Consider the following 21,533-nt stretch of genomic DNA (forward strand, 5'->3'; position numbering starts at 1 on the left):
TCGTAATTGGTCGAATTTTTATTCATAGTCCATCATATAAAATTGAGACCTGTTTCACAAGCCTTTCGACCAATCTCCAAGATTTTAGTCCATTATTTCTTCGATCTGCTGTCTGGTCAGAAGGACATCCCTCGGTTTGCTTCCCTTCTGTTCAGAAATAATCCCATAGTCCTCCATCTGGTCAATGAGGCGGGCGGCTCTATTGTACCCGACTTTGAAGCGGCGCTGGATCAAAGAGGCACTGGCTCCGTTCTGAGCAAGGACGAAATCAACCGCTTCATCAAACAGCTCATCCGTCTCTTCTTCGGTCGATACCTGCTTGATCAATTCATCCTGATGGAACAGATACTGAGGAGGAGCCATTTTCTTCACAAAGCTCGTGACCCGTTCAATTTCGTCATCTGATACGAAAGCTCCCTGAATCCGGACAGGCTGACCTGAACCATTTTCAACGAAAAGCATGTCCCCTTTTCCTAACAGCTTCTCGGCACCTGACGAGTCGATGATGGTACGGGAATCCACCTGGGAAGATACACTGAAGGCGATCCTCGTTGGAATATTCGCTTTGATAAGGCCTGTAATGACATCTACAGACGGACGCTGAGTAGCAAGCAGCAGGTGAATGCCACAGGCACGAGCCTTTTGAGCAATCCGGCAGATGGCATCTTCGACATCCTGCGGAGAAACCATCATCAGGTCGGCAAGCTCATCAATCACGATTACAAGATAAGGAAGCTTCTCAGAAGCACGTCCCTGTTTAATCATCTTATCGTTGAAACGCTCCACATCCCTGACGCCTTCGGCTACGAACTTTTCATACCGCTCTTCCATTTCTTTTACGGCCCACTTCAGAGCTGTCGTGGCCGCTTTTACATCAGTAATGACTGGTGCGACTAAATGAGGGAGGTCATTGTAAGGCGCCAGTTCCACCATCTTAGGATCAATCAGCAGGAACTTCACATCATCATAGTGTGCTTTGTATAACAAGCTGACAAGAATGGTGTTGATACACACACTTTTCCCTGAACCTGTAGCCCCTGCAATCAACCCGTGCGGCATCTTTTTCAGGTTGGTCACAATCGACTCCCCACCGATATCAAGGCCGAGTCCGACAGAAAGCGGGGACTGTTCTTGAGAAAAGGCTTCATCCTCAAAAATCTCCTGCAGTCCCACCATCTGTGGCTGTTTGTTGGGAACTTCAATTCCGACGGCCTGCTTTCCTGGAATCGGAGCTTCTATACGTATATCTTTTGCAGCCATGCTCAGTTTTATATCATCCGCGAGGTTGGTGATTTTGCTTACTTTCACTCCCGGCTCCGGCTGAACTTCGAAACGTGTGACAGAAGGCCCCTTCATTGCATTGATAACATTCGCCCGGACATGGAAATGACGCAGGGTTGTTTCGAGCAGTTCCATCTGTCCGGTAATCCAGCTGTCATCATCTGTGGATGGACGGACAGGATCCTCGAGTAGATGCAGCGGTGTCTGATATTCACTCCGTACATATTCAGGAGGTCTTTTTCCTGCTTCTTCTTCCTGTTCAGGTGCTGGTTTCTCCACCTGAGTTTCCTTCGTTTGGACAGTTTCAGGCTTGGGTTCTTCCTGTTTAGGAGCTTCCGTCTTCTGATGATCTCTTGACCGCTTATCCCGAGGCGTCATAAGCACATTAAATGGCACGCTTCTTCTGGAAGAGGATTTTCGTGTTTCCTCTTGGTCTTCCCGGGATCCTGACGGTTTTTCCCCAAGCGGTTGGGGCTCCATGTCTTCTTCCGTTCCCCTCTCCTGTTCATCCAATTCAGACACAGCCTCATGTCCTGTGCCGGCATCTGGAAGTTCTTCGGTTCCCTCTGCCCTATCTCCGGCTTCGTTCTCAGCCGTGTGAGTTTCCATATCTTGGAATTCTGGTTGATTTACCTCAGTCCGCTCGGTTTCCGTCTCGACCTCGAGCTCTGCTGTTTCTTCCTCTGCCCTATATTCTTCCGGGTCAGGAAGCTCTCCAACACTGTCTGGAGCGGCTTCTTCTTCCTCTTCATTGATCAACGGTCGTTCTGCCGCCTCAGAAACGTCCTCAGCCGTGTGAGCTTCCGACTCCTCGAATTCAGCTTGATTTACCTCAGTCCGCTCGGTTTCCATCTCAACTTCGAGCTCTGCTGTTTCTTCCTCTGCCCTATATTCTTCCGGGTCAGGAAGCTCTCCAACACTGTCTGGAGCGGCTTCTTCTTCCTCTTCATTGATCAACGGCCGCTCTGCCGCCTCAGAAGTATCATCTTCAAACGGGGCATCTTGAGTTTCTTCATTCTCCGGCTTCTCTTCTTCTGTATAAACCTCTCCATTACCATATGCATTGGTTTTGTCTATGGTTGGAGCATCCTGGTCGAAGATATCCTGCAGACGGTACCTGTATGTTTCTTCTTCAGGCGCTTCTGAATGGACTTCCTGATCTGAACCGGTTTCCACAGAGCTGTCTCCCGTCCCCGGATTCAATGCATGCATTTCCAAATCTACTGTGGATGTGTCTTCGTGTTCGTGGGACTCTGTGTCTGCCGGCGTCTCTTCGGTATGTTCGTCGCGCATGGAATCATTTTTGAGCTTCGACAGCTCTTCATTTCTATTTGGAAGCTCCTCCTGGACAGGCACTTCCATTTCCAGCGACGCCGCACCTTCCTGACGGCTTTCCCGTTCCGGCTCACTCTCGGATGGAGTCACAGCATCCGGCTGTTTCCTGCCAACCTGGACGCGCTCTCTCAATTTTTCCCGTAAATCCTGCCACTTTTTCTCTTCATAGGAACCTGTATAAAATTCCGGCTTGGAATTTTCCTCGACTGTATACTCCAGGTTCTGCAGCCCTTTCGTCATCTGCCTGGTCTGATAGCCAAAGATAGGGGAGGGAACATCACTTGGAGTAAAAGGAATGGACGTCGTTTCAAGTGTCTCTTTCAATTCCTCTTCCGGTTCCGGCTGTTTTCTCTGCCTGCGCTGTGGTCGTTTTTCTACTTCCGGCTCTTCTTCCTGAACATGACGTCTGCGCTCAGATCTTGCGCGTGACACATGTTCTCTGCGTTCCTGATCCTGATCTGGAATGACAGGGAAACGGAATTCTCCCTGCTTCGGGTATCGATAGGTCATTTTTGTTTTTGCGTTGACATCTTTCTTTTCTTCTTTATGTACGGCAGCTTCTTCAGCATGGTTTTCTTCCTGTTCAAACAAGCGTTTCATTTTATCTTTTAAGTCTTTCCACATTAAGTTCACACTCTTTTCCAATTTAAATCATAATGCTGATTCCCTTATATTTTAACAGGTTTACAGCAGGGTTTGGTTTACAATCGCTTTAAAAATGACTTTTGAATCAAAAAAAGCAAAGCAGACCAGCTGCTTTGCTTTTAGACAGAGTTATTCCATTTCAAACGTCTGCCCTGTTTCATATTGGTCATCCAATACAAGAATACCCTTCTCCTCAGGTGCATCCGGCAGATTGAGTTCCTTGGCAGAGCAGATCATTCCTGAAGATGGAACACCTCTAAGCTTCGCGTCCTTAATCTTCATTCCACCTGGCATGACAGCTCCTACTTTCGCTACAACCACCTTCTGTCCTGCATCCACATTCGGTGCACCACAGACGATTTGAAGAATTTCATCTCCAACGTCCACCTGACACACGCTTAATTTATCCGCATTTTCATGAGGGGCTTTTTCTTTTACGTACCCTACGACAAACTTAGGGCTGAGGTCGAAATCAAGGACATCATTCAATTCATTCTGCGTAAAAAGATCCTTGATAGGAGCCAGCACGTCTTCCGTTAAACGGATTTTGCCCTGTCCTTCAATATTGAAATACTTGGAGGCATGGAAGATGTTGTACCCAAGCAGGGATCCATCTCTTTTATCAGTGATTTTTACGACATCACCATAGGATTCCTGTTTGATTTCGTCCCGGCTGCCTTCCTTCACGGGAATAAGTAAAACGTCTCCAATTCCTTGCTTGTTGTAAAATACGTGCATGATCTACTCTTCCTTTCGGTCCTTTTTCGGTTTTTTCTGAGCCAGAATGAATATCGGCTCCAATTGTTTATCTTCATAAAGAAAGCTCAAAGAAGTTACGGGGACCGTTCCTTCAGCAAAGAACTTCATAGCCATCTGAGCTAATATATCATAGCCTTCTGGATTTTGAACATCCGCAAAAATGATAACATCCTGGTGCGGAATGCTGATGGCAAGCTCTCCTTTGGCTTCTGCCTTGAGCTGTTCAAGCAGGGCTTCATTCAGAATCCTGCTTGCATCATACCCGTCACCGGCGGAATGAAAATAAAAATCATTGCCATAGACCGTATCTTTTTTCAGATTGGTTTTCAGAGACCGGACGTTGAAACCTGAAATTTCCCGGATCCTGTCAAGATCCCACTTTTCTTTTTTCAGCATATCCTCATCAATCAGCTGATAGGACTTCCCAAGATCAATGGCATAATAAATACGGGTTTCAGCCGTATGATCTGTATAAACGAGCTTTTTCCCCTGCTCTGTCTCTGTTGGGAAAGAAGCCGCACGAATAACAGGAAAGATATACTGTTCCTTTCCTGTCAGTTGGTGATCTTCCTCCATCACACGCAGGGCTTCTGTTACATGGTCTTCCAGCTCATCAAGAGCCTCTTCCCCACGCGCTTGGTATTTAGATATGACATTGGGGAGGGTGATTGTGATCCCTTTTCCAGACTCTGCCCATTCAATTCTGAATGTGTCCTTATCTCGGTTAAAGGTAGCTTTCCACTCGTCCCGGGCCAGCCGCTCCTCTAATTTCTTCTTCATTTTAATACTCGTCATTTTCATTGGTTTTTCCTCCTTTTACATGGGAAGAAAGAAGATCATGTCGTTGATTTCTTTTCGATTTGCATACTCTTCCATTATACACACATCTTTGTAGTAAAAAAAGCAGACAGGCTGCGCCATCTGCACAGCCTGTCTGTAGGTTAACCGGAAACGTTCGTTAGGAAAGCTTCGATTTCTTCTTTTGTCTTACGATCTTTACTGACAAACCGTCCGGCTTCTCCGCCTTCGCGGAAAGCAAGAAAGCTCGGAATTCCAAAAATGTCATTCTCGGCGCAGACGTGGATAAATTGATCACGGTCTACATAAACAAATGTCCATTGGGAATATTTTTCTTCCAGCTCAGGAAGGAAGGGCTCGATCACCCGGCAGTCCGGGCACCAGTCCGCCGAAAAGAGCAGGATGACCGATTCATTTTCTATCAATTCTTTTAATTGCTGATCCGATTCTAATGTAATCATAAGGACACCTCCACCGCTATTCTAGCACAGGATCACTCATATTCAATTCTCATGTCTCCAGGCTCAATCCACCCTTTTCTGGAAAACCAATAATAGAAGCCATAGCTGATGACCGCAGGCCCTATAAAATGGAGGAAAAGGATGATCAGACCCACTTCAAGCGAAAGTCCCATCGTCTCAAATGTCATAATCTGACCAACAAATCCACTTGTACCCATGCCGGCTCCGGCTGCATTGTTTTCCATCGACAGCCACATCGTCGCCAATGGAGCCAGCAGCGCCCCGGCCAGCGTCGGCGGAAGGATGATCAACGGTTTTTTCACGACATTGGCTACCTGGAGCATGGATGTGCCGATCCCCTGGGCGACGGCGCCTCCAAATCCATTATCTTTATAACTTGTCACCGCAAACCCAATCATCTGGGCTGCACAGCCGACAGTAGCCGCTCCGGCAGCTGCCCCTTCCAAAGACAGCATAAGAGCGATTGCCAGACTCGAGATCGGAGCGGTTAAAGCCAGCCCCATGAGAACGGCAACAAGGACACCCATCAACAGTGGCTGCTGTTGAGTGGACCAATTGATGATTTCACCCATTCCGGTCATAAATGCTCCAATCGGCGCTCCAATGATCACACCAACGAAGTACCCTGCCAAAATCGTAGAAAAAGGAGTAAGGATAATATCAAGTTTCGTTTCCTTACTGACAACCTTTCCAAATTCCGTTGCAAACAAGGCAGCAATATAACTGCCGGCCGGGCCGCCGAGATCCGCTCCGTAAGCCCCGCTGAATAAGGCAGCAAAGATGACCAGCGGCGGTGCTTTCAACCCGTAGGCTACAGCCGCCCCGATGGCTCCTCCCCATATCTTTGCATCCATAGCGAAGGTTCCCATATCAATAAGAGAAGCTGAAAACATCCCCAAATCCAGCTGTTCACCAATCGTTTTCATAATCAGCCCGATAATTAATGAAGAAAAAAGTCCAAGAGCCATATAACTCAGAGCCGTTATGAAATAGGCATGAACCGAAATGTACACACCTTTTTTATTTAAGAACTTTTTCATTCCATGACCTCCTGTCTTACCGAAAGAAATTATACACCTATACACAACACGTGTAAAGACATGTCACTTGCATTCCGACAAGGTCTTTTGACCCATTCCTAAAAGCCTGGATTTTATTGTGTTCCTAATCGATTAGTCTTATAATAAATCCATAACTACATAAATTTCAGAAAATTCACAGGGAGGGTCCTTATGAAAACGATTCGCGCACGTGTAAGATTCATCCTTATCTCCTCACTCTGCTCCCTGCTGCTTCTTGTAGGCGTATCGACGTATTTATTTATGGAGCAGTCGAAGCAGGCCGAAGAGAGACAAATGATTCAGCAGGCCGTAACAGACAGTGAATCCATCCAAGCTCTCATGAACGAGGTGAAACTGGAACAGCAGCAGTTTTTCAATGAGCCATCAAAAGACCAGGGCGCAGCTGTGGAGACAGCCGTCACTGAAGTGAAGGAAGCAGCTCTTAGCTACAGAGAAACCTACAGCAGCTACCCATCCATTGAGGAAGGATTTCAGTCGATTTACGAAAGCTCCGAACAGTACATAGAAGAGCTCGGACCGTTGGTAAATATGTTTAAGCTGATCGGCTTTTCCGATTCAGAAGGACTGCGTAAGCAGATCCAGGAAGCCTCTGCACAGTTCAGTGAGCTGATCAGCCAATCCGGAAGTCCAGCGCTGGAAAATGATCTGTTGGTAATGAAAATGGAGGAGCAGGCTTATTTAAACAATCCGGAGGAAGAACAGCTTGATGATTTTAAGGAGAGCTCCTCGTCCTTAAAAGAGTCCGCTGAAAGTTTGAACCTTCCGGAAGAAGAAAACGCTGTACTAAGCAGAAGCCTGCTGAAGTATGAGCAGGGCTTAAACACCATCGATAATACTTACGGACAGGCAGGAAACATACGCACCTCGTTCGAGGAAATTGCTTCACAGGTTTCCACCCGGGTGGATCAGGTGATGCATGCAGCCGGTGAAATGAACGAACGCATGGCTGCTGACCAGGAACAACAGCAGGTCTGGTTTACAGCAGGCCTTACAGCTTTAGGGTCGTTGATGCTTATCATTCTCTTCTTCACAGGTTTTCTGCTGATCCGCTCCATCAGTAAATCCATCCAGCAGCTGAAAACAGGAGCCTCCATTATCGGAGATGGACATTTAAGTCACCGGATCCGGCTTGAAACGAAAGATGAAATGGGCGAACTGGCGGATCAATTCAATGAGATGGCCGGGAAGATGGAGAAGTCCGTCAGAAAAGTGCTTCAAGCCTCCGGGGTGATGAACGACACATCGGAGCAGATGGCTCTAGTATCTTCGCAAACTTCCATACAGGCCTCAGAAGTTCATGCAGCCATCGGAGAGGTGGCCGTTGGTTCCCAGGAGCAGGCTCAGCAGATTGATGAAACCAATCACTTCATTCACGATGTATCAGCGGCCATTCAACAGACAAAGACAGCAGCAGCAGACATAGCAGGGAAGCTTGATCAAGCGAAAGAAGCTGGAGATGAAGGCCTTCGGAGGATGACAGGCTTAAAAGAAACGTCCGACGATTTTATCCGTTTGTCTAATTTAATGACGCAGGAAGTGAAAGCTGCGGCCGAACAGTCCAAAGAAGTCCATCATGTCGTAACAACGATCGAAGATCTTGCCGACAGCACGAACCTTTTAGCCTTGAATGCGGCTATTGAATCTGCCCGTGCCGGAGAATCCGGACGTGGCTTTGCTGTTGTGGCTGATGAAGTGAAGAAACTTGCTGAACGGTCCAAAACAGAAGCGCGGAGCATCCAAAGCATGATTGAGCATATGACCGTCCAGATGGATAAGCTGACCAATGAAGCCGACCAATTCCAACAGTACCGGGCTGCACAGGAATCCTCCGTCAAACAGACAGAAGAAGCCTTTAAAACGATCGCTTCCCACGTCACGTATATAAATGAGCAGACGGGTAAAGTAACGGATGCGGTCAACGAAGTCGAAACAGCCAATGAAGAGGTCAAGACCCGCCTGCACAATATAAGTGTCATTTCAGAGGAAGCAGCGGCAGCATCCGAAGAAGTAGCGGCATCCAGTGAAAATCAATTGTCTGCCATCGAGCAGGTGACACGTTCGGCTTCAGATGTTAAAAAACTGTCCAGCGAACTTGAAGAAGAAGGAGGCCAATTCATTCTTCAACAGCCCATGGATGATGACGAAGGTCCGGTTGAAAAAGAAACTCCATTGAATGAGGGTGTTCTTACAATAGAAGATCAAAAATGGAATATACCGAAAAAACGAAGCTCCTGAAAGAGCTTCAACTGGACTTGAATCACCATCTCTCTCATACTGAAAAAGAATAGAATATTGGGAGGGAGAATTATGCAGCTTACTGTATACTTAGCAGGACAGATTCACGATGATTGGCGCAGGGAAATCAAATCCAAAGCAGATGAAAAACAGCTGCCGGTAACTTTTGTCAGCCCTCAGGAAAATCATGCACTCTCCGATGATATTGGGGAAAAAATACTCGGGGAGCAGCCCGGGCAGGTGGAAAGAGATGATGCCGCCTCTTCCATTAACAATTTCCGTACGAAGATATTATTGAACAAGTCGGATGCGGCCATCGCCTATTTCGGGGAATCCTATAAACAGTGGAACACAGCGATGGATGCCGGAGCTGCGATTCAGGCAGGCAAACCACTTATCCTGATCCGCCCGGAGTCCCTCGTTCATCCATTGAAGGAGCTCTCCAATCAGGCTGATGTAACAGTAGAAACCATCGAACAAGCCGTTGAAGTCCTTGCTTATCTTTATGAGTAAAGGCAGCTGCAGACGTTTCCGATAAAAACCGAATCCAAATGCAGAAAATGGACGGGGGCATCCCCCGTCCATTTATTGTTGATCAAATTCCCACTGCCCCTTTAGTAGCTGGACAACGTGGGTGAACATATCTTCTCGATGAATCAGACCATTCGTAAATATGCCGATAGCCCCTTCGTTACTCCGGACATCGTGCTTATCTGCGTATTCGTCCATGACATCGCCTAATTCTTTTCCTTTTTCAAGGCCTGCCTTCACCTCATCCGGCAGTCGAATCCTGGCTCCACTTGCACTATAGACGTTTTCCTTCTCATCTACAAGGGCGCCCCAGTTGCAAAGGTAAAGATCATCTTCAATTTCCATGACCCCGCCTTCCAGACCAATGCCCATTTTCGATTTATGGTGCGACGCACATTCGCGTGCTCTGTTAATGGCACCTTCCAACGTCTCTTCATCAGAAAAGGGCTGTGCTGCCACTTTTGATTCAACTTCCATCCCCACGACTTCGGCTTCCGGAAATACCCGCTTCACCGAATCAACTTTCGTAGGGTTCTTTGATCCTACATAAATCTTCAACATAACAGGCACCTTTCTCCTTCTCCCTTATATTCTTTCAAGGTCCTTGAATTCTTTAGTTCCTATCATTCTAGCATAAAGTCACACCCGCTGACATCAGCACGTGTGACTTTTTGGTGATCTATACGTTCCGGCGGATTTCATCGACAGTGGATTGATCCGTCGCTTTGACAAGCTTCACGAGAAGCTCTTTAGCTGCCGCGTAATCATCTACATGAATAATGGAAGAGGATGTGTGAATGTATCGGGAGCTGATTCCAACAACGGCAGATGGAACGCCATCGTTCGCCATATGCACCCGTCCTGCATCTGTTCCACCTTGCGATACAAAATACTGGTAAGGAATATCATGGGTTTCAGCTGTATCCAGAATAAATTCACGCATGCCTCGGTGTGTGACCATGGAACGATCGAGTATACGGAGGAGTGCCCCCTTACCCAGCTGACCGAATTCTTTTTTATCCCCGCTCATATCGTTGGCTGGTGAGGCATCCATCGCATAAAAAATATCCGGCTGGATCATGTTGGCAGCTACCTGAGCCCCGCGCAGTCCGACTTCTTCCTGGACAGTCGCTCCGGAATAGAGCACATTCGGAAGTTTTTCTCCCTGCAGTTCTTTCAGTAGTTCAATGGAAAGACCGCAGCCATAACGGTTGTCCCAGGCTTTCGCTAGAATTTTCTTTTCATTGGCCATCGGTGTGAACGGGCAGATCGGCACAATCGGCTGCCCGGGCTTGATCCCGATTTCCCTGGCATCTTCTTTATGATCCGCTCCAATATCAATCAGCATATTTTTGATTTCCATCGGTTTTTTCCGTTGTTCCGGTGTCAGATTGTGAGGGGGAATGGATCCAATGACACCTACGACAGGGCCGCGATCGGTCACTACCTGCACCCGCTGTGCTAAAAGAACCTGATTCCACCAGCCTCCCAGCGGCTGAAAGCGGATCATACCGTTTTCAGTGACTTGAGTAACCATGAAGCCTACTTCATCCATATGACCCGCGGCCATAACCGTCGGCCCCTTCCCTTTCTTCACTCCAAACACACCGCCAAGGCGATCCTGAACGATTTCATCCGAATATCTCCCTAACTCTTCTTTCATGAATTGGCGTACCAGATGTTCGTTTCCAGGTGCACCCGGCAGTTCCGTCAACGTCTTGAAAAGTTCCTGGGTTTCTTGATTCATATGTACATCTCCTTTATTTCCATCTGTTTCTATTTTAACGGAATTGTGAAAACGTTTCTACAAATCCGCCGTTCAAATGAGTTTTGATTTTCTTTTAACGGGAATATTTAGTATACTGGACACTAGAAACTAGTTGTGAGGTGATTGGTTAATGAACTGGAAAAAAGTCGCGATAGCCGCAGGTGTAGGAGCACTCGCCGGTTATATTGTAAAAGAACAAATCAACAGCAGTCAGAATGTCACTCCTGAAAAGGCACTGAAAATTGCAAAGGAAGCCTTCAAGAAACAGGGGCCGATCAGCGGCTCATGGATTTACATGAAGCCGGAAGAACTGAATAAAAACGGCATCAATTATGATGTTTATCGAGGCGGCATCTCCAAGAACCAGGACGGGGAAACCTCTCAATTCGAATTTTATATCGATACAGACACAGGCACCATCGTGGATGTAGCGGAAACAACGGCCTGATTTATAAAAATACCCTCTTCCAGAGAGGGTATTTTTTTATGTGTAATGATGCTTTTTCTGATCCACCTGATCGATGATTTTTCCGTCCTGGTCAAATTTCAACGCACGATATACAGCATCATGGTAAAACGTATACCAGGCTTCTTTATCATACCCAAATTCCATCCATTTTTTCTTTTCGTGTACAGAAGTCACCGGATAATCATCATAAGCGAGAGCCCACAGCACATTTTGGTGAGCATGGGTCGGCATCAAATCAGCCATGTGGATCCATACATGCTCCCCTTCCTCATAAACAAGAACAGAATGGCCGTCACTATGGCCGCTTGTGTGAATCATCCGCAGGCCGGGCACAACCTCCAGGCTGTCTTCAAAGGTCCGCACCTGATGTGCCACGGGTTTCCAGTTATCCTCCCAGTATGTATTAATTGAGCGCATATTCGGCTCCCGCATTTCGTCCCATTCCGTCCGGCTCGTATAAATGACAGCTTCAGGAAAGGCGGATACCAGCTCTTCTCCCTCCCAGCGGGTTAAACCGCAGGCGTGATCGAAATGAAGATGGGTCATCAGGACATAATCAATATCCTCACGGGTCAGATTTAATGTCTGAAGTCCTTGATCTATTTTGGATTCTTCAAGCACTCCGAAATTACGCATCTGTTTTTCATTCATTTTTCCATTCCCAATCCCGGAATCAATGAGAATATGTTTCCCTCCCACATGCACATAGATAGGATCCGTCCGAAGTTCAATTTGATTCTTGTCGTTCACAGGATATTTCTTGCTCCATAGCGCTCTGGGAACAACTCCGAACATAGCCCCGCCATCCAAATGGGTTACCCCGCCATCCAGCCAGGTCAACTCTGCTTGACCGATCGTCAGCTTTTCCATCACTATCACCCCTTCTATAAAGATAGCTCTAGTTTATCATAATAACTAGAGCCTTTGAAAACGCTATCAGGTTGTGAATCTTGCTGTACAACGGTAGATGGGTTGTCCTTTTGCGGAGAATTTCTCTTCATATTCCGTCGGGACATTCAGTGGATCCTCATCTGCATGGAGATCGACGGATACATCCTCAAGAATCATGCCGTATTCAGAAAAACTGACCAGCGAATATTCGAATAATCCTTTATTATCCGTTTTTAACGTGACTCTCCCCTCTTCTTTAAGAACCGCCTCATATTGGGAGAGGAACGTATGGAATGTCAGCCTCCTTTTTTCATGCTTCGTTTTCGGCCACGGATCGGAAAAGTTCAAATAAATATGGTCCACTTCATTATTTTCAAAAAGATCGGTCAAATCTTTTGCATTTTCATTGACCATCCTTACATTCTCAGTCTCCGCGTCTTTCACTTTTTTCACCGCACCGACAATCACACTCTTTACGAATTCAATGCCGATGAAATTGACTTCCGGGTGCTGGACACCCATGCCGGCGATAAACTGGCCTTTTCCTGACCCAATCTCTAAATGAAGGGGTTGATCAGGGTGGGAAAACAACTGCTTCCAGCTTCCCTTTTGTGCAAATGGAGCCTGGACGACAATCTGATCTTCTTCCCTTAGAAAATCGTCCGCCCAAGGTTTATTTCTTAAACGCATGTATGGAATTCCTCCTTCTTATCGATAAAATGGTACCATGAAGACCGCTAAATTGAAAATTTTTTTCTATATTCGCTGTATCTGTACGGATTATGGACCATCCGCGATGATTAAAGCTATTCCAGCCTCTATATCTTCATAAGGACGTCTGCTCCGTTTATACCGGAGAATTCCCCCGTTTAAGGGGGTTGGGTTGTAAGCGCTTCCTGATTTATGATGAATATCGTGTTGATCAATACTGAACGGGAGTGATGAGAAAGCTATGAAATTGATGACAAAACTTTTTGAAGTATCTGTTCTGGCCGTCTTCTCTGTTCTATTCGCAGGATATGCCCTGTTTGTTTATCCGTTTGAAAAAATATCTGAACATATGAGTGCCGAAGTTAAAGCCAAGAAGCTTAAATATACACCAGCCACACAAAAAACCGCTGCCTGAGGGCAGTGGTTTTTTTCGATCAGACTGATTCATCCGCTAAAATTCAAGCTCTTCCTTATCTCTGAAGAATTTCCCGGTCGGTCCTTCTTCCTCCAACTGGGAAAGCCATAAGATTCCTTCCATGGCCTCCTCAGGCTTACGCTTTGCCTTTTCCCCTCCCAGGTCTGTTTTCACCCATCCGGGGCTTACGGAGTTCACCTTCACGTTCTTCCGGCGTGCCGCTCCTGCGAACAACCTCGTTAAGGCATTCAAGCTGTACTTGGACGCTTTATAGGCACCGGCCATCGGAGCGTCCATCGCCTGACTGACCCCCATCTCTGCGGCCACATTAACGATCCGTCCATAATTATTCTCCAGCATGACAGGCATAAGGCTGCTCATGAGAAAATACGGACCAAAGTAATTCACGAGTTGAATCTCCTCAAAAGTGACAGGATCGATATCCAGAATCGAACTTTTTTTATCCGGAAAAATACCGGCATTATTGATCAATGCGTCGATCCGGCCGTCCTCTTGAAGAATCTTATCCCTGACTGAATCCATCTTATCGGGCTGAGCAACATCGAGGAAAATAGAATGAACATCCAGTCCCTCCTTCCGAAGCCGGGAAGCCGCTTCTTCTCCCTTTTCCTCATTTCTGGAACCGAGCCATACCTTAAACCCTGCTTCGGCCAGTCGGCGGCATGCCTCAAAACCAATGCCGCGGTTTCCACCTGAGACGAGTACGTTTTTCTCCATATCCAACTCCTCCACTTCTAGTGAGTGATATCCAACGATACCCGCCTGTTTGGAAGATTGATCCTTTTAATGTTCTGGAAACTATCAAAAAAAGCTTATGCCGCGGTGGCATAAGCTCTTCCTCTACTAGAGGTTTATATAATTCCGTGCTGCTTCATGATGGTCTTCAATTTTTCCGTCCGTACGGCGGATTCATGGTATTCTCCCCGCATTTGATGCCACTGAATAAATGCAAGCGCCTGGGAAATCGAGTACCATTTCATCCGCTGGAACATGTGGGAGTCAGGGCGGATACCGTATTCCTTCAACCATGTTTTCCAGTAATCCTCAGGGATATAGTTGTATAAAAGCATTCCGAGATCCAAAGCGGGATCAGCTACCATCGCGTTATCCCAATCGATTAAATAAAGATGATCTTTTGCGGATAACATCCAGTTATTATGATTGGTATCACAATGACAGACGACGTGAACATCGTGTTGGACATTCCGTACTTCCTGATCCAGGTATCTGACGGCCTGATGAATTTCAATCCTGGGATCCACCTTATCCAGAACCTTTTGGTTTTCCTTAATGTCCATAAGTATTTCATCAGGGGTTAAAGGATGCTTACCCAGTCTCATTAACATATCCAGCAGCTCAGTGGAATGGTGGATTTTACTTAACAGGGCGGCTACCCGCGGGTGCTTCATCTCTTCCGGATTCAATTCCCGCCCGTCCAGCCATTCCTGGGCAGTAATGACATCCCCATTCTCCAGCCTTTTGGTCCAGATCAGCTTCGGGACGATCCCTTCTGCGGACAGGACGGCTAAAAAAGGTGAAGAGTTGCGTTTTAAAAACAGCCGCTTCTCATCTGTCTGGGCATAGTAAGCTTCCCCTGTCGAACCGCCTGCTGGTGTTATTGTCCAATTACTACCGAGTATATGTTCCAACCAATTCACCTTCAATTCCTCAAATCCTCTTGTGATCGAATCACGTCTTTATTCATTCAGTATACCGTACTTTTGTCATTATTCGAAATATACCCTGCCGATTCAATAGTCACCTTAGAATAGATTAACTCATTGATCTGTCAACTTTCAAGAGATATCTATGAATTGCTCAGGAATGTCGTTTTTGATGACGCTTTCTTGATCAGCCATTCATTCGAGCAGGAAGGCTGGCCGTCCACCTGGAAACGTGTCCTCTGATTTGTACGGACATGGACCCTGTCCGCTTCCCACTCGACCACTTCTCTCAAAGCTGTATGTTTTCCAATGAAGACGCTTAAAAAAAGGGCCAGCAGTTTCCGTTTGGATAGAGCTCGAACGAGAATGATCGAGAGGCGTGGATGGTGGATACCTGCTCGGGGGGCGATTTTCATCCCGCCCCCGAAATAAGGATGGTTTGTAATTGTCATCATCATGACTTTTTCAATAACAGGAGGATGATTATCAAGCGTCACTTCCACTTCCACAGCCTTGAACCACTGCAAAGCACGGACAAGAGCCGCGGGGTAGATCCATTTCGTTAAATGAAGACGACGCATCCACAACCGAAAGTCAGGGCGCTCCGCATAGGAAGCCACTGCCCCATCAAATCCGATACCAACACTGTTCAAGAAGGTTCTTTCCTGTCCGTTGTTCACCTGGTAGTTTCCCAGATAAACATGGTGCTTCTGTGGCTTACGGAGGACGGACTGGAATAAATTAGGAATGCGTGACTTTACTCCCAGTCCCCTTGCAAAATCATTGCCTGAGCCGGCTGGTAAAAAACAGACGGGAACAGGCCGTGCCGGATTCAAGCCATTGATCACTTCATGAAGGGTGCCGTCTCCACCAAGAACTAAACACGCTTCCAGGGAAGGACCCTGTGATTTTGACAAGTCGGCCGCAAGTGCTTCCGCACCAGCAGGCGCTTCTGTGAAAAACGTCCGGATATCCAGGCTGTGATAGTCGGACGTTTTCTTCAGCTGTTGATACAGCTTTAACCCCCGGCCGTTTCCTGCCGCAGGATTCACAATCAGAATATACATGAGCCCCACTCCCCGCGAGTTGAATAACTATACTTTATGTTTGCTGCTCCAGTATACTACTAGTATAAAAGGAGGAGAAGCACATGAGAAACAACTGCCTGTCATGCGGGACTATTTTCACAGTCCCTGATCAAGGAAAGCTGGTCATTAAAGAATCCTATTTCTATCACTTCCCTAAACCACTGCCTTTAACGGTGGAAGATAAAGACGCGGCCCACACCGTTTTTTCCTACCGAAGTCACAAGGAGCTGAAGGATGCACTGGAACAATGGAATGACGGGAATATTCCCCGGTTCCGTATTCATGTCCTTGATCCTTTCACGGATCGTTCCTATCCAATCCCTTTGATACACCTCTACGAACGGATTTCCCGTCCGGATCTCGTTTCTATTATTCATAAGGGTGACTTTCAAGCCCATTTACAGCCGATCATGGATATAAACATGAAAAAGGTGATTGGATATGAAGCTTTACTGCGGACGATTCACGCTTCTATCCATCCTGGTGAGCTGTTCGCCTTTGCCAGTGATGCGGGACTTCAGTCGATGCTTGACCAAAAAGCAAGAAGAGCGGCCGTAAAAGCAAAAGCCGAGCATTTACAAAACGGAGAAAAGATTTTCATCAACTTCCTTCCCTCCACCATTTATGACCCGGACTTCTGTCTGGCTCATACCTTCCAAATGGTCAAAGAATACGATGTCCCTTCGGAGGATCTTGTGTTTGAAGTCGTGGAAACAGAGAGAATTACAAACGTCAATCATTTAAAAACGATCCTGGAGAAATACAAAGCTTCCGGAATGAAAACAGCGCTTGATGATGTGGGGACCGGATACAGTTCCCTGGAGATGCTTCGCTTACTGCAGCCCGATTATGTCAAAATTGACCGTTCCTACATCCGGGACTGTCATATCCATCCGGAAAAACAGTCCTTTCTTCACCAAGTAATGGCTGACGCAGGCAGACTTGCTATTGATGTCCTGGCTGAAGGAATTGAAACCCAGGAGGAATGGAACTGGCTTGCCGCTCTAGGTGTCCACTTTGGCCAGGGCTACTTGATCGGCAGACCAGCTCCGGCTCCACATGCTGCTATTCTTCCATAGGTTCCTCTGTATCCCATTCGGCTCGTTTTACCGCACTTGTCCGGCAGTGCTTCAGGAGAGCTTCTGCCGTTTTCAGCTGCTTATGCTTCAAAGGTGTGCTCATCTGTCTCTTCTCATAGAGCCAGCGTTCATACTCCTTGTTTCCTACATAGATCGTCTGGTAGGGTTCCTGTGTTTTTTCAAATGACAAGGCAGGGGATAATACCACTTTAGTGTAAGGAAAATCAATATCGTATTTTCTAAGAACACTCCTTACAAAGGTTTCCGTGCGCTTCAACGAAATCAGCGGACTTTGGACTTTCCGCTGAACGTTACCTTCTTCCAGCATCCACGTGTGTTCAGACTGCACATACGCCGTCTCCCCCTTCCGGGCAGGCAGAGATGCAACCAACTCCAGCCCATGCGGGCCAATCAGGATGTGATCGATTTCCAATTCTGCGTTTCTCAGCTGAGCGACCGGTTCATACATGAGCAGGTAGGTATCCGGGAAGCGCTGCAGATAAAAAGAGAGGGACGGATCGTCCCGGTAGGCTGGATGCAGAAAGGATTTTTTCTGGAGGGTGGTCGTCGCCCATTTCAATTGAAAGGGAAGCAGCCCATCCAGGTAGTACTGCTTCAACTCCCTTAATGAGCGGGGCTGTTTCTCCACCATCATGGATGCTGCTTCTTCACCAGCGTCTCCAAGCCCTTTGTCCCGGAATAATGCTTTCCACCATGGAGTTTTTTCCGGTTCAACTTCCATAGAATCCGGAAGTTCTTTTTGAAAGTCCAGCCGTCCCTGCTCATAGAGGGACCGCATTTTCGTCCAGTTTTCCTGTTTCAATCGGATAAACTGAGCGGGATATTGATACATATTCACTTCATATCTGGAGATATAATCATTCAGTTTAATTAGTTGAGCCATTGCCATCCCTACTTTTTAATTCAATGGTGAACACTTCTTGATATTTCGGATGTTCCCCGGGGTGGATCCTGAATAACGTTATTTGGTCCACAACCATCGGGAACTTCTGTTGAAATACAGCAGGAACGTTACTTAACGAGAGCGGTGACTGTCCTTCCGCCTGTTTTTTTGCCAGTGTAATATGAGGGTGAAACTTCCTTCTTTCCCGACTCCATCCGGATGCAGCTGCTGCTTCCTCTGTCTGTTGGTACAGCTTCTCCAGCCCCGGGGCTTTTTCCACTTCAGCGAGGAAGACCCGCGGGGACTGCGGGTTGCCGAAACCACCGGCGGGTCCGATAGTGATGGAAAAAGCATCCGGCATCTCCTGCTGGTGGAGCATTGTAATCAACTTGTTTATTTTTTCATCGGATGCCGGCCCCAGAAACTTTAGGGTTATGTGAAAGTCTGAGGGATGGGTCCAAACTTTGTACCGCATATGTTCCCTCAGTTCCTGCTGCCATAGAAGAAGATGATCTGCTGCTTGTTCTGTCTTCAAGCCGATAAAATAATGAGGGTCGCTCATGATCCCGCCTCCGTTTCCATCGTCCTTTTATTTTGTCAGCCGGTACAGGCTTTCCGCATAAATTTCCATGGCTTTTACCATATCCTTCAACCTGACATGTTCATCAGACTGATGTGCAGTATCCGGACTGTCGGCAAACATCGCCCCGAAAGCGACTCCGGTGGTCAAAGAACGGGCATAAGTGGCTCCTCCAATGGACAAAGCTTCTGACTGGCCGCCGGTGGCTTCGTTATAGACGGACAACAGCGTCTGTACTAAAGGATCCTCTTTCTCAACGTAGAGAGACGCCAGATGATCGTAAATCTCCACCATTCCTCCATTTGTTTCCAGGGCGGTGTGCAATTGTTCCATCACTTGCTCTGCGTCTGCCGTTACAGGATAGCGGAGGTTCAGCCCGACTCTCCATTTTTCCTTTGTCTTTTCCAAAGAGCCCAGATTTGATGTTAATGGTCCGGATACGTCATCAGAACTGTTCAAACCGAGACCTCTGCCGTCCGTATCTGTAAAGCAGGCAAGCAGCTGTGAAACAAGCTGACGGTCGATTTTAGGAAGCGGAAGAGAGAAGAGAAAGCCCAAAAGGTCTATCAGCGCGTTTTTCCCTGTTTCCGGACGGCTTGCATGAGCCGCTTTCCCTTTGAACACAATTTGGACAGTCTCTTCTTTCTCCTCCAGGTATGCATCTGCTTGATGTTCGTTCATGTAGGCATCAAAAGCCGAGCGAACGGACCCTGTCAATTCGACTACGGCCTCATCCGGAACCATATTCAATGGTCCTCCCCCTTTCACCCGTAAGAGGCGGACGTCACCTTCCCCGTCCGCTGCAGCAGGATACGAAGCATAAGCATCAAGCAGCCCTTTTTCAGCATGAATCACCGGAAAAGAAGCGTCTGGCGTGAAGCCGGCCACAGGCATGGGCTCCTTTTTAAAATAATGGCTGATCCCCTGCCAGTCCCGCTCTTCATCTGTACCGAGGATAAGCCGTATTCTCTTCTTAGGCTGGAATCCTTGGTCCTTCAGCATTTTCATGGCCATATAGGCAGCCATCACAGGTCCTTTATCATCCTGGGCTCCGCGTCCGTACAGGTTATTATCCCTTACAGCAGCTTCAAAGGGCGGGGATGTCCATCCTTCTCCCGCAGGAACCACATCAAGATGGCCGAGCACCCCGATGATTTCGTCTCCTTCTCCAAATTCGATGTGTCCAGCAAAGTCGTCGATGTTCTTTGTTTCAAACCCGTCTTTCTCTCCAAGCGCAAGCATATGGGATAAGGCCTGCTGTATGGCAGGTCCAAATGGTGTATCCTCGTCTTTCTCATAAACACTTGGAATGCTGATCAGTTCACCAGCATGAGTAAGGAAGGAATCCAAATACGCTTCACTTAATGTTTTAAAATTCATGATTGTCCTCCTTTAGAAAGAATGGCGTCATACGTGGCTTTATCACAAACAGCATAAAGTTCTGCATTCTCAGGAATCGGCTCATCCAGCTTTCGATTAATCGCCAGGTCATTCCGGTCTGCGATAAGGGTGGCTCCTTCAGATAGAAGATTTTGAAAGGCATCCTTGTAAGTACGCCACTCCGGACGGGTCGGAATGTAAAAGAGGTCCTCTCCTACAGAACGCTTCAGAAGCTGTCCATAAATTCCAGAAACCCCTTTTCTGAATGCTGCCCGGACTGCCAAAGAGGAAATTGTTTCACTGGAGACGATAAATTCATCCACCTGGGCATGCTTAAAGTTCTTGATGTGTTTTTCCTCCATCACTTCAACGATCGTATGGACACCCGGAGCCAGATTTTCAACGGATGAAGCAATCAGAAGTGTTTTTCCATCAATCATCTGATTGCTGGTCATCTGATCATCAGCAAAAATCAGTACAGCTTTCGCTTTGGTTATATTGGCTTTTTCCAATGTGTTTTGATCTCCCGCATCTCCTTTTATGTAATGAATGTTTTCTGAAAGCATAGGAGCTTCCGGGAGCTGATCGATCAATACGATTTCACAGTCTTCATGCGTATCCAGCATTTCCTTCACAGCAAATTCTGTTTTCTGTGACCAGCCGATAATCACAAAATGGTCTTGATCTTTATACACGATATCACCTTCCAGACGTTTTTTTCTATAAATGGCCAGACTATCAACGACCTTACCAATCACGATTCCAATCAGACCGATTCCGAAGATATATAAAAACATGGCTATCAGGCGCCCACCAGCACTGGCAGGAGAGTAATCCCCGTAACCTACTGTGGTTACCGTTGTCATGACCCACCAGAACCCATCGAATAGTGTCGGGAAGGTATCATTCTCCACGATTACGATCAAAATACTGGATAGAAGCAGCAGGGCTATGCTTGCTAAGAAAAGGACAAGATTGTTGACCTTTACCATTTTTAAAAGAATTTTCCTGAAAAAGTACAATTTCATACCTCCGATCTTTAATAATCTGTAAATAAGGTGAATAATCTGTAAATTGAGAGGATTATAGTAGCACGATACCTTTCATTATTGTAGAATGAAACCAACTTCAGAGATTCACTGGCACCACAAGTTCCATATAATGACGATTAAGGAGTGGTTTTTTGAATCATCCATCATCACGTATGCTCACCCGGATCAAAGCTGTCTACCTTTACATTAGAGAAAAAGGGACAGTCTCGACAAATGAGTTAGCAGATGAGTTTGGTATCACTGATCGCACAATGCAGAGGGACTTAAGCATATTGGAATACAATGGACTCGTCGCCAGTCCACACCGTGGAAGGTGGTCAATCACTGAAAAGAGGGTTAAAATCTCATAATTGAATCATTATT

General features: G+C 46.8%; 22 protein-coding genes. 6 read left to right on the top strand and 16 right to left on the bottom strand.

What is annotated here, in order from left to right; translation table 11 throughout:
* Window positions 1-84 precede the first annotated feature (84 nt).
* From ACXAJH_RS07005 to ACXAJH_RS07025, 5 genes are all read right to left on the bottom strand, one after another.
* On the bottom strand, window positions 85-3,240 hold the full coding sequence (locus tag ACXAJH_RS07005; RefSeq protein ID WP_474993434.1) for a DNA translocase FtsK: 3,156 nt from the start codon (window positions 3,238-3,240) through the stop codon (window positions 85-87).
* Between the two features lie 150 nt (window positions 3,241-3,390).
* A complete protein-coding gene (ytpR, locus tag ACXAJH_RS07010) occupies window positions 3,391-3,999 on the bottom strand; it encodes a YtpR family tRNA-binding protein (protein ID WP_474969227.1) in 609 nt (202 codons plus the stop codon).
* A gap of 3 nt (window positions 4,000-4,002) precedes the next feature.
* Window positions 4,003-4,821, bottom strand: coding sequence for a DUF1444 domain-containing protein (locus ACXAJH_RS07015; protein WP_474969228.1), 819 nt, complete (start codon window positions 4,819-4,821; stop codon window positions 4,003-4,005).
* A gap of 140 nt (window positions 4,822-4,961) precedes the next feature.
* Window positions 4,962-5,279 (bottom strand): thioredoxin family protein, encoded by a 318-nt coding sequence (locus tag ACXAJH_RS07020; RefSeq protein WP_474969229.1) that lies wholly within the window; start codon window positions 5,277-5,279, stop codon window positions 4,962-4,964.
* Window positions 5,280-5,311: 32 nt separating this feature from the next.
* Window positions 5,312-6,340: a PTS sugar transporter subunit IIC gene (locus tag ACXAJH_RS07025; protein ID WP_474969230.1), complete on the bottom strand. Its 1,029-nt coding sequence runs from the start codon at window positions 6,338-6,340 to the stop codon at window positions 5,312-5,314.
* Between the two features lie 192 nt (window positions 6,341-6,532).
* On the opposite strand from ACXAJH_RS07025, the gene ACXAJH_RS07030 reads away from it, so the two are divergent.
* The gene (locus ACXAJH_RS07030) at window positions 6,533-8,617 is read left to right on the top strand and encodes a methyl-accepting chemotaxis protein (protein ID WP_474993436.1); all 2,085 of its coding nucleotides are present in this window, start codon (window positions 6,533-6,535) and stop codon (window positions 8,615-8,617) included.
* 72 nt (window positions 8,618-8,689) lie between these two features.
* Window positions 8,690-9,130 carry a YtoQ family protein gene (locus ACXAJH_RS07035; protein WP_474969232.1) on the top strand — a complete coding sequence of 147 codons (441 nt, stop codon included), beginning with the start codon at window positions 8,690-8,692 and terminating at the stop codon, window positions 9,128-9,130.
* A 72-nt stretch (window positions 9,131-9,202) separates the two neighbouring features.
* On the opposite strand, the gene ACXAJH_RS07040 is transcribed toward ACXAJH_RS07035, so the two are convergent.
* Window positions 9,203-9,706, bottom strand: coding sequence for a DUF84 family protein (locus ACXAJH_RS07040; protein ID WP_474970427.1), 504 nt, complete (start codon window positions 9,704-9,706; stop codon window positions 9,203-9,205).
* A 121-nt stretch (window positions 9,707-9,827) separates the two neighbouring features.
* Window positions 9,828-10,895: a M42 family metallopeptidase gene (locus tag ACXAJH_RS07045; RefSeq protein WP_474969233.1), complete on the bottom strand. Its 1,068-nt coding sequence runs from the start codon at window positions 10,893-10,895 to the stop codon at window positions 9,828-9,830.
* A 151-nt stretch (window positions 10,896-11,046) separates the two neighbouring features.
* Between ACXAJH_RS07045 and ACXAJH_RS07050 the strand changes: the two genes are divergently transcribed.
* Window positions 11,047-11,364, top strand: coding sequence for a PepSY domain-containing protein (locus ACXAJH_RS07050; RefSeq protein WP_474969234.1), 318 nt, complete (start codon window positions 11,047-11,049; stop codon window positions 11,362-11,364).
* A 36-nt stretch (window positions 11,365-11,400) separates the two neighbouring features.
* On the opposite strand, the gene ACXAJH_RS07055 is transcribed toward ACXAJH_RS07050, so the two are convergent.
* A complete protein-coding gene (locus tag ACXAJH_RS07055; protein WP_474969235.1) occupies window positions 11,401-12,255 on the bottom strand; it encodes a YtnP family quorum-quenching lactonase in 855 nt (284 codons plus the stop codon).
* Window positions 12,256-12,321: 66 nt separating this feature from the next.
* Complete coding sequence (gene trmB, locus ACXAJH_RS07060) at window positions 12,322-12,966, bottom strand: tRNA (guanosine(46)-N7)-methyltransferase TrmB (protein WP_474989589.1); 645 nt, start codon at window positions 12,964-12,966, stop codon at window positions 12,322-12,324.
* Window positions 12,967-13,228: 262 nt separating this feature from the next.
* On the opposite strand from trmB, the gene ACXAJH_RS07065 reads away from it, so the two are divergent.
* On the top strand, window positions 13,229-13,402 hold the full coding sequence (locus tag ACXAJH_RS07065; RefSeq protein ID WP_474969237.1) for a hypothetical protein: 174 nt from the start codon (window positions 13,229-13,231) through the stop codon (window positions 13,400-13,402).
* A gap of 36 nt (window positions 13,403-13,438) precedes the next feature.
* Here the strand turns inward: ACXAJH_RS07065 and ACXAJH_RS07070 are convergent, their stop codons facing one another.
* From ACXAJH_RS07070 to ACXAJH_RS07080, 3 genes are all read right to left on the bottom strand, one after another.
* The gene (locus ACXAJH_RS07070) at window positions 13,439-14,140 is read right to left on the bottom strand and encodes an SDR family NAD(P)-dependent oxidoreductase (RefSeq protein ID WP_474969238.1); all 702 of its coding nucleotides are present in this window, start codon (window positions 14,138-14,140) and stop codon (window positions 13,439-13,441) included.
* A 134-nt stretch (window positions 14,141-14,274) separates the two neighbouring features.
* Window positions 14,275-15,072, bottom strand: a complete 798-nt coding sequence (locus tag ACXAJH_RS07075; protein WP_474970428.1) for a phosphotransferase — start codon at window positions 15,070-15,072, stop codon at window positions 14,275-14,277.
* 158 nt (window positions 15,073-15,230) lie between these two features.
* The gene (locus tag ACXAJH_RS07080) at window positions 15,231-16,154 is read right to left on the bottom strand and encodes a diacylglycerol/lipid kinase family protein (RefSeq protein WP_474993437.1); all 924 of its coding nucleotides are present in this window, start codon (window positions 16,152-16,154) and stop codon (window positions 15,231-15,233) included.
* An 83-nt stretch (window positions 16,155-16,237) separates the two neighbouring features.
* Between ACXAJH_RS07080 and ACXAJH_RS07085 the strand changes: the two genes are divergently transcribed.
* Window positions 16,238-17,254, top strand: a complete 1,017-nt coding sequence (locus ACXAJH_RS07085; RefSeq protein ID WP_474993439.1) for an EAL domain-containing protein — start codon at window positions 16,238-16,240, stop codon at window positions 17,252-17,254.
* Here ACXAJH_RS07085 and ACXAJH_RS07090 read toward each other — a convergent pair.
* From ACXAJH_RS07090 to ACXAJH_RS07105, 4 genes are read right to left on the bottom strand one after another with little or no spacing between them, the layout of a single operon-like run.
* Window positions 17,241-18,158 (bottom strand): nuclease-related domain-containing protein, encoded by a 918-nt coding sequence (locus tag ACXAJH_RS07090; protein ID WP_474993441.1) that lies wholly within the window; start codon window positions 18,156-18,158, stop codon window positions 17,241-17,243. The genes ACXAJH_RS07085 and ACXAJH_RS07090 overlap by 14 nt on opposite strands.
* Complete coding sequence (gene thpR, locus ACXAJH_RS07095) at window positions 18,142-18,720, bottom strand: RNA 2',3'-cyclic phosphodiesterase (RefSeq protein ID WP_474969242.1); 579 nt, start codon at window positions 18,718-18,720, stop codon at window positions 18,142-18,144. Before thpR ends, ACXAJH_RS07090 begins: the two co-directional genes overlap by 17 nt.
* 27 nt (window positions 18,721-18,747) lie before the next feature.
* Entirely contained in the window at window positions 18,748-20,118 is a 1,371-nt protein-coding gene (gene pepV / locus ACXAJH_RS07100; RefSeq protein WP_474969243.1) for a dipeptidase PepV, read from the bottom strand.
* Window positions 20,115-21,140: a potassium channel family protein gene (locus tag ACXAJH_RS07105; protein WP_474993442.1), complete on the bottom strand. Its 1,026-nt coding sequence runs from the start codon at window positions 21,138-21,140 to the stop codon at window positions 20,115-20,117. The genes pepV and ACXAJH_RS07105 overlap by 4 nt, the downstream gene beginning before the upstream one ends.
* Window positions 21,141-21,322: 182 nt before the next feature.
* On the opposite strand from ACXAJH_RS07105, the gene ACXAJH_RS07110 reads away from it, so the two are divergent.
* On the top strand, window positions 21,323-21,520 hold the full coding sequence (locus tag ACXAJH_RS07110; protein WP_474970429.1) for a DeoR family transcriptional regulator: 198 nt from the start codon (window positions 21,323-21,325) through the stop codon (window positions 21,518-21,520).
* Window positions 21,521-21,533: the final 13 nt, after the last annotated feature.

It is taken from the genome of Halobacillus sp. ABD4_316 (genome assembly GCF_056161385.1).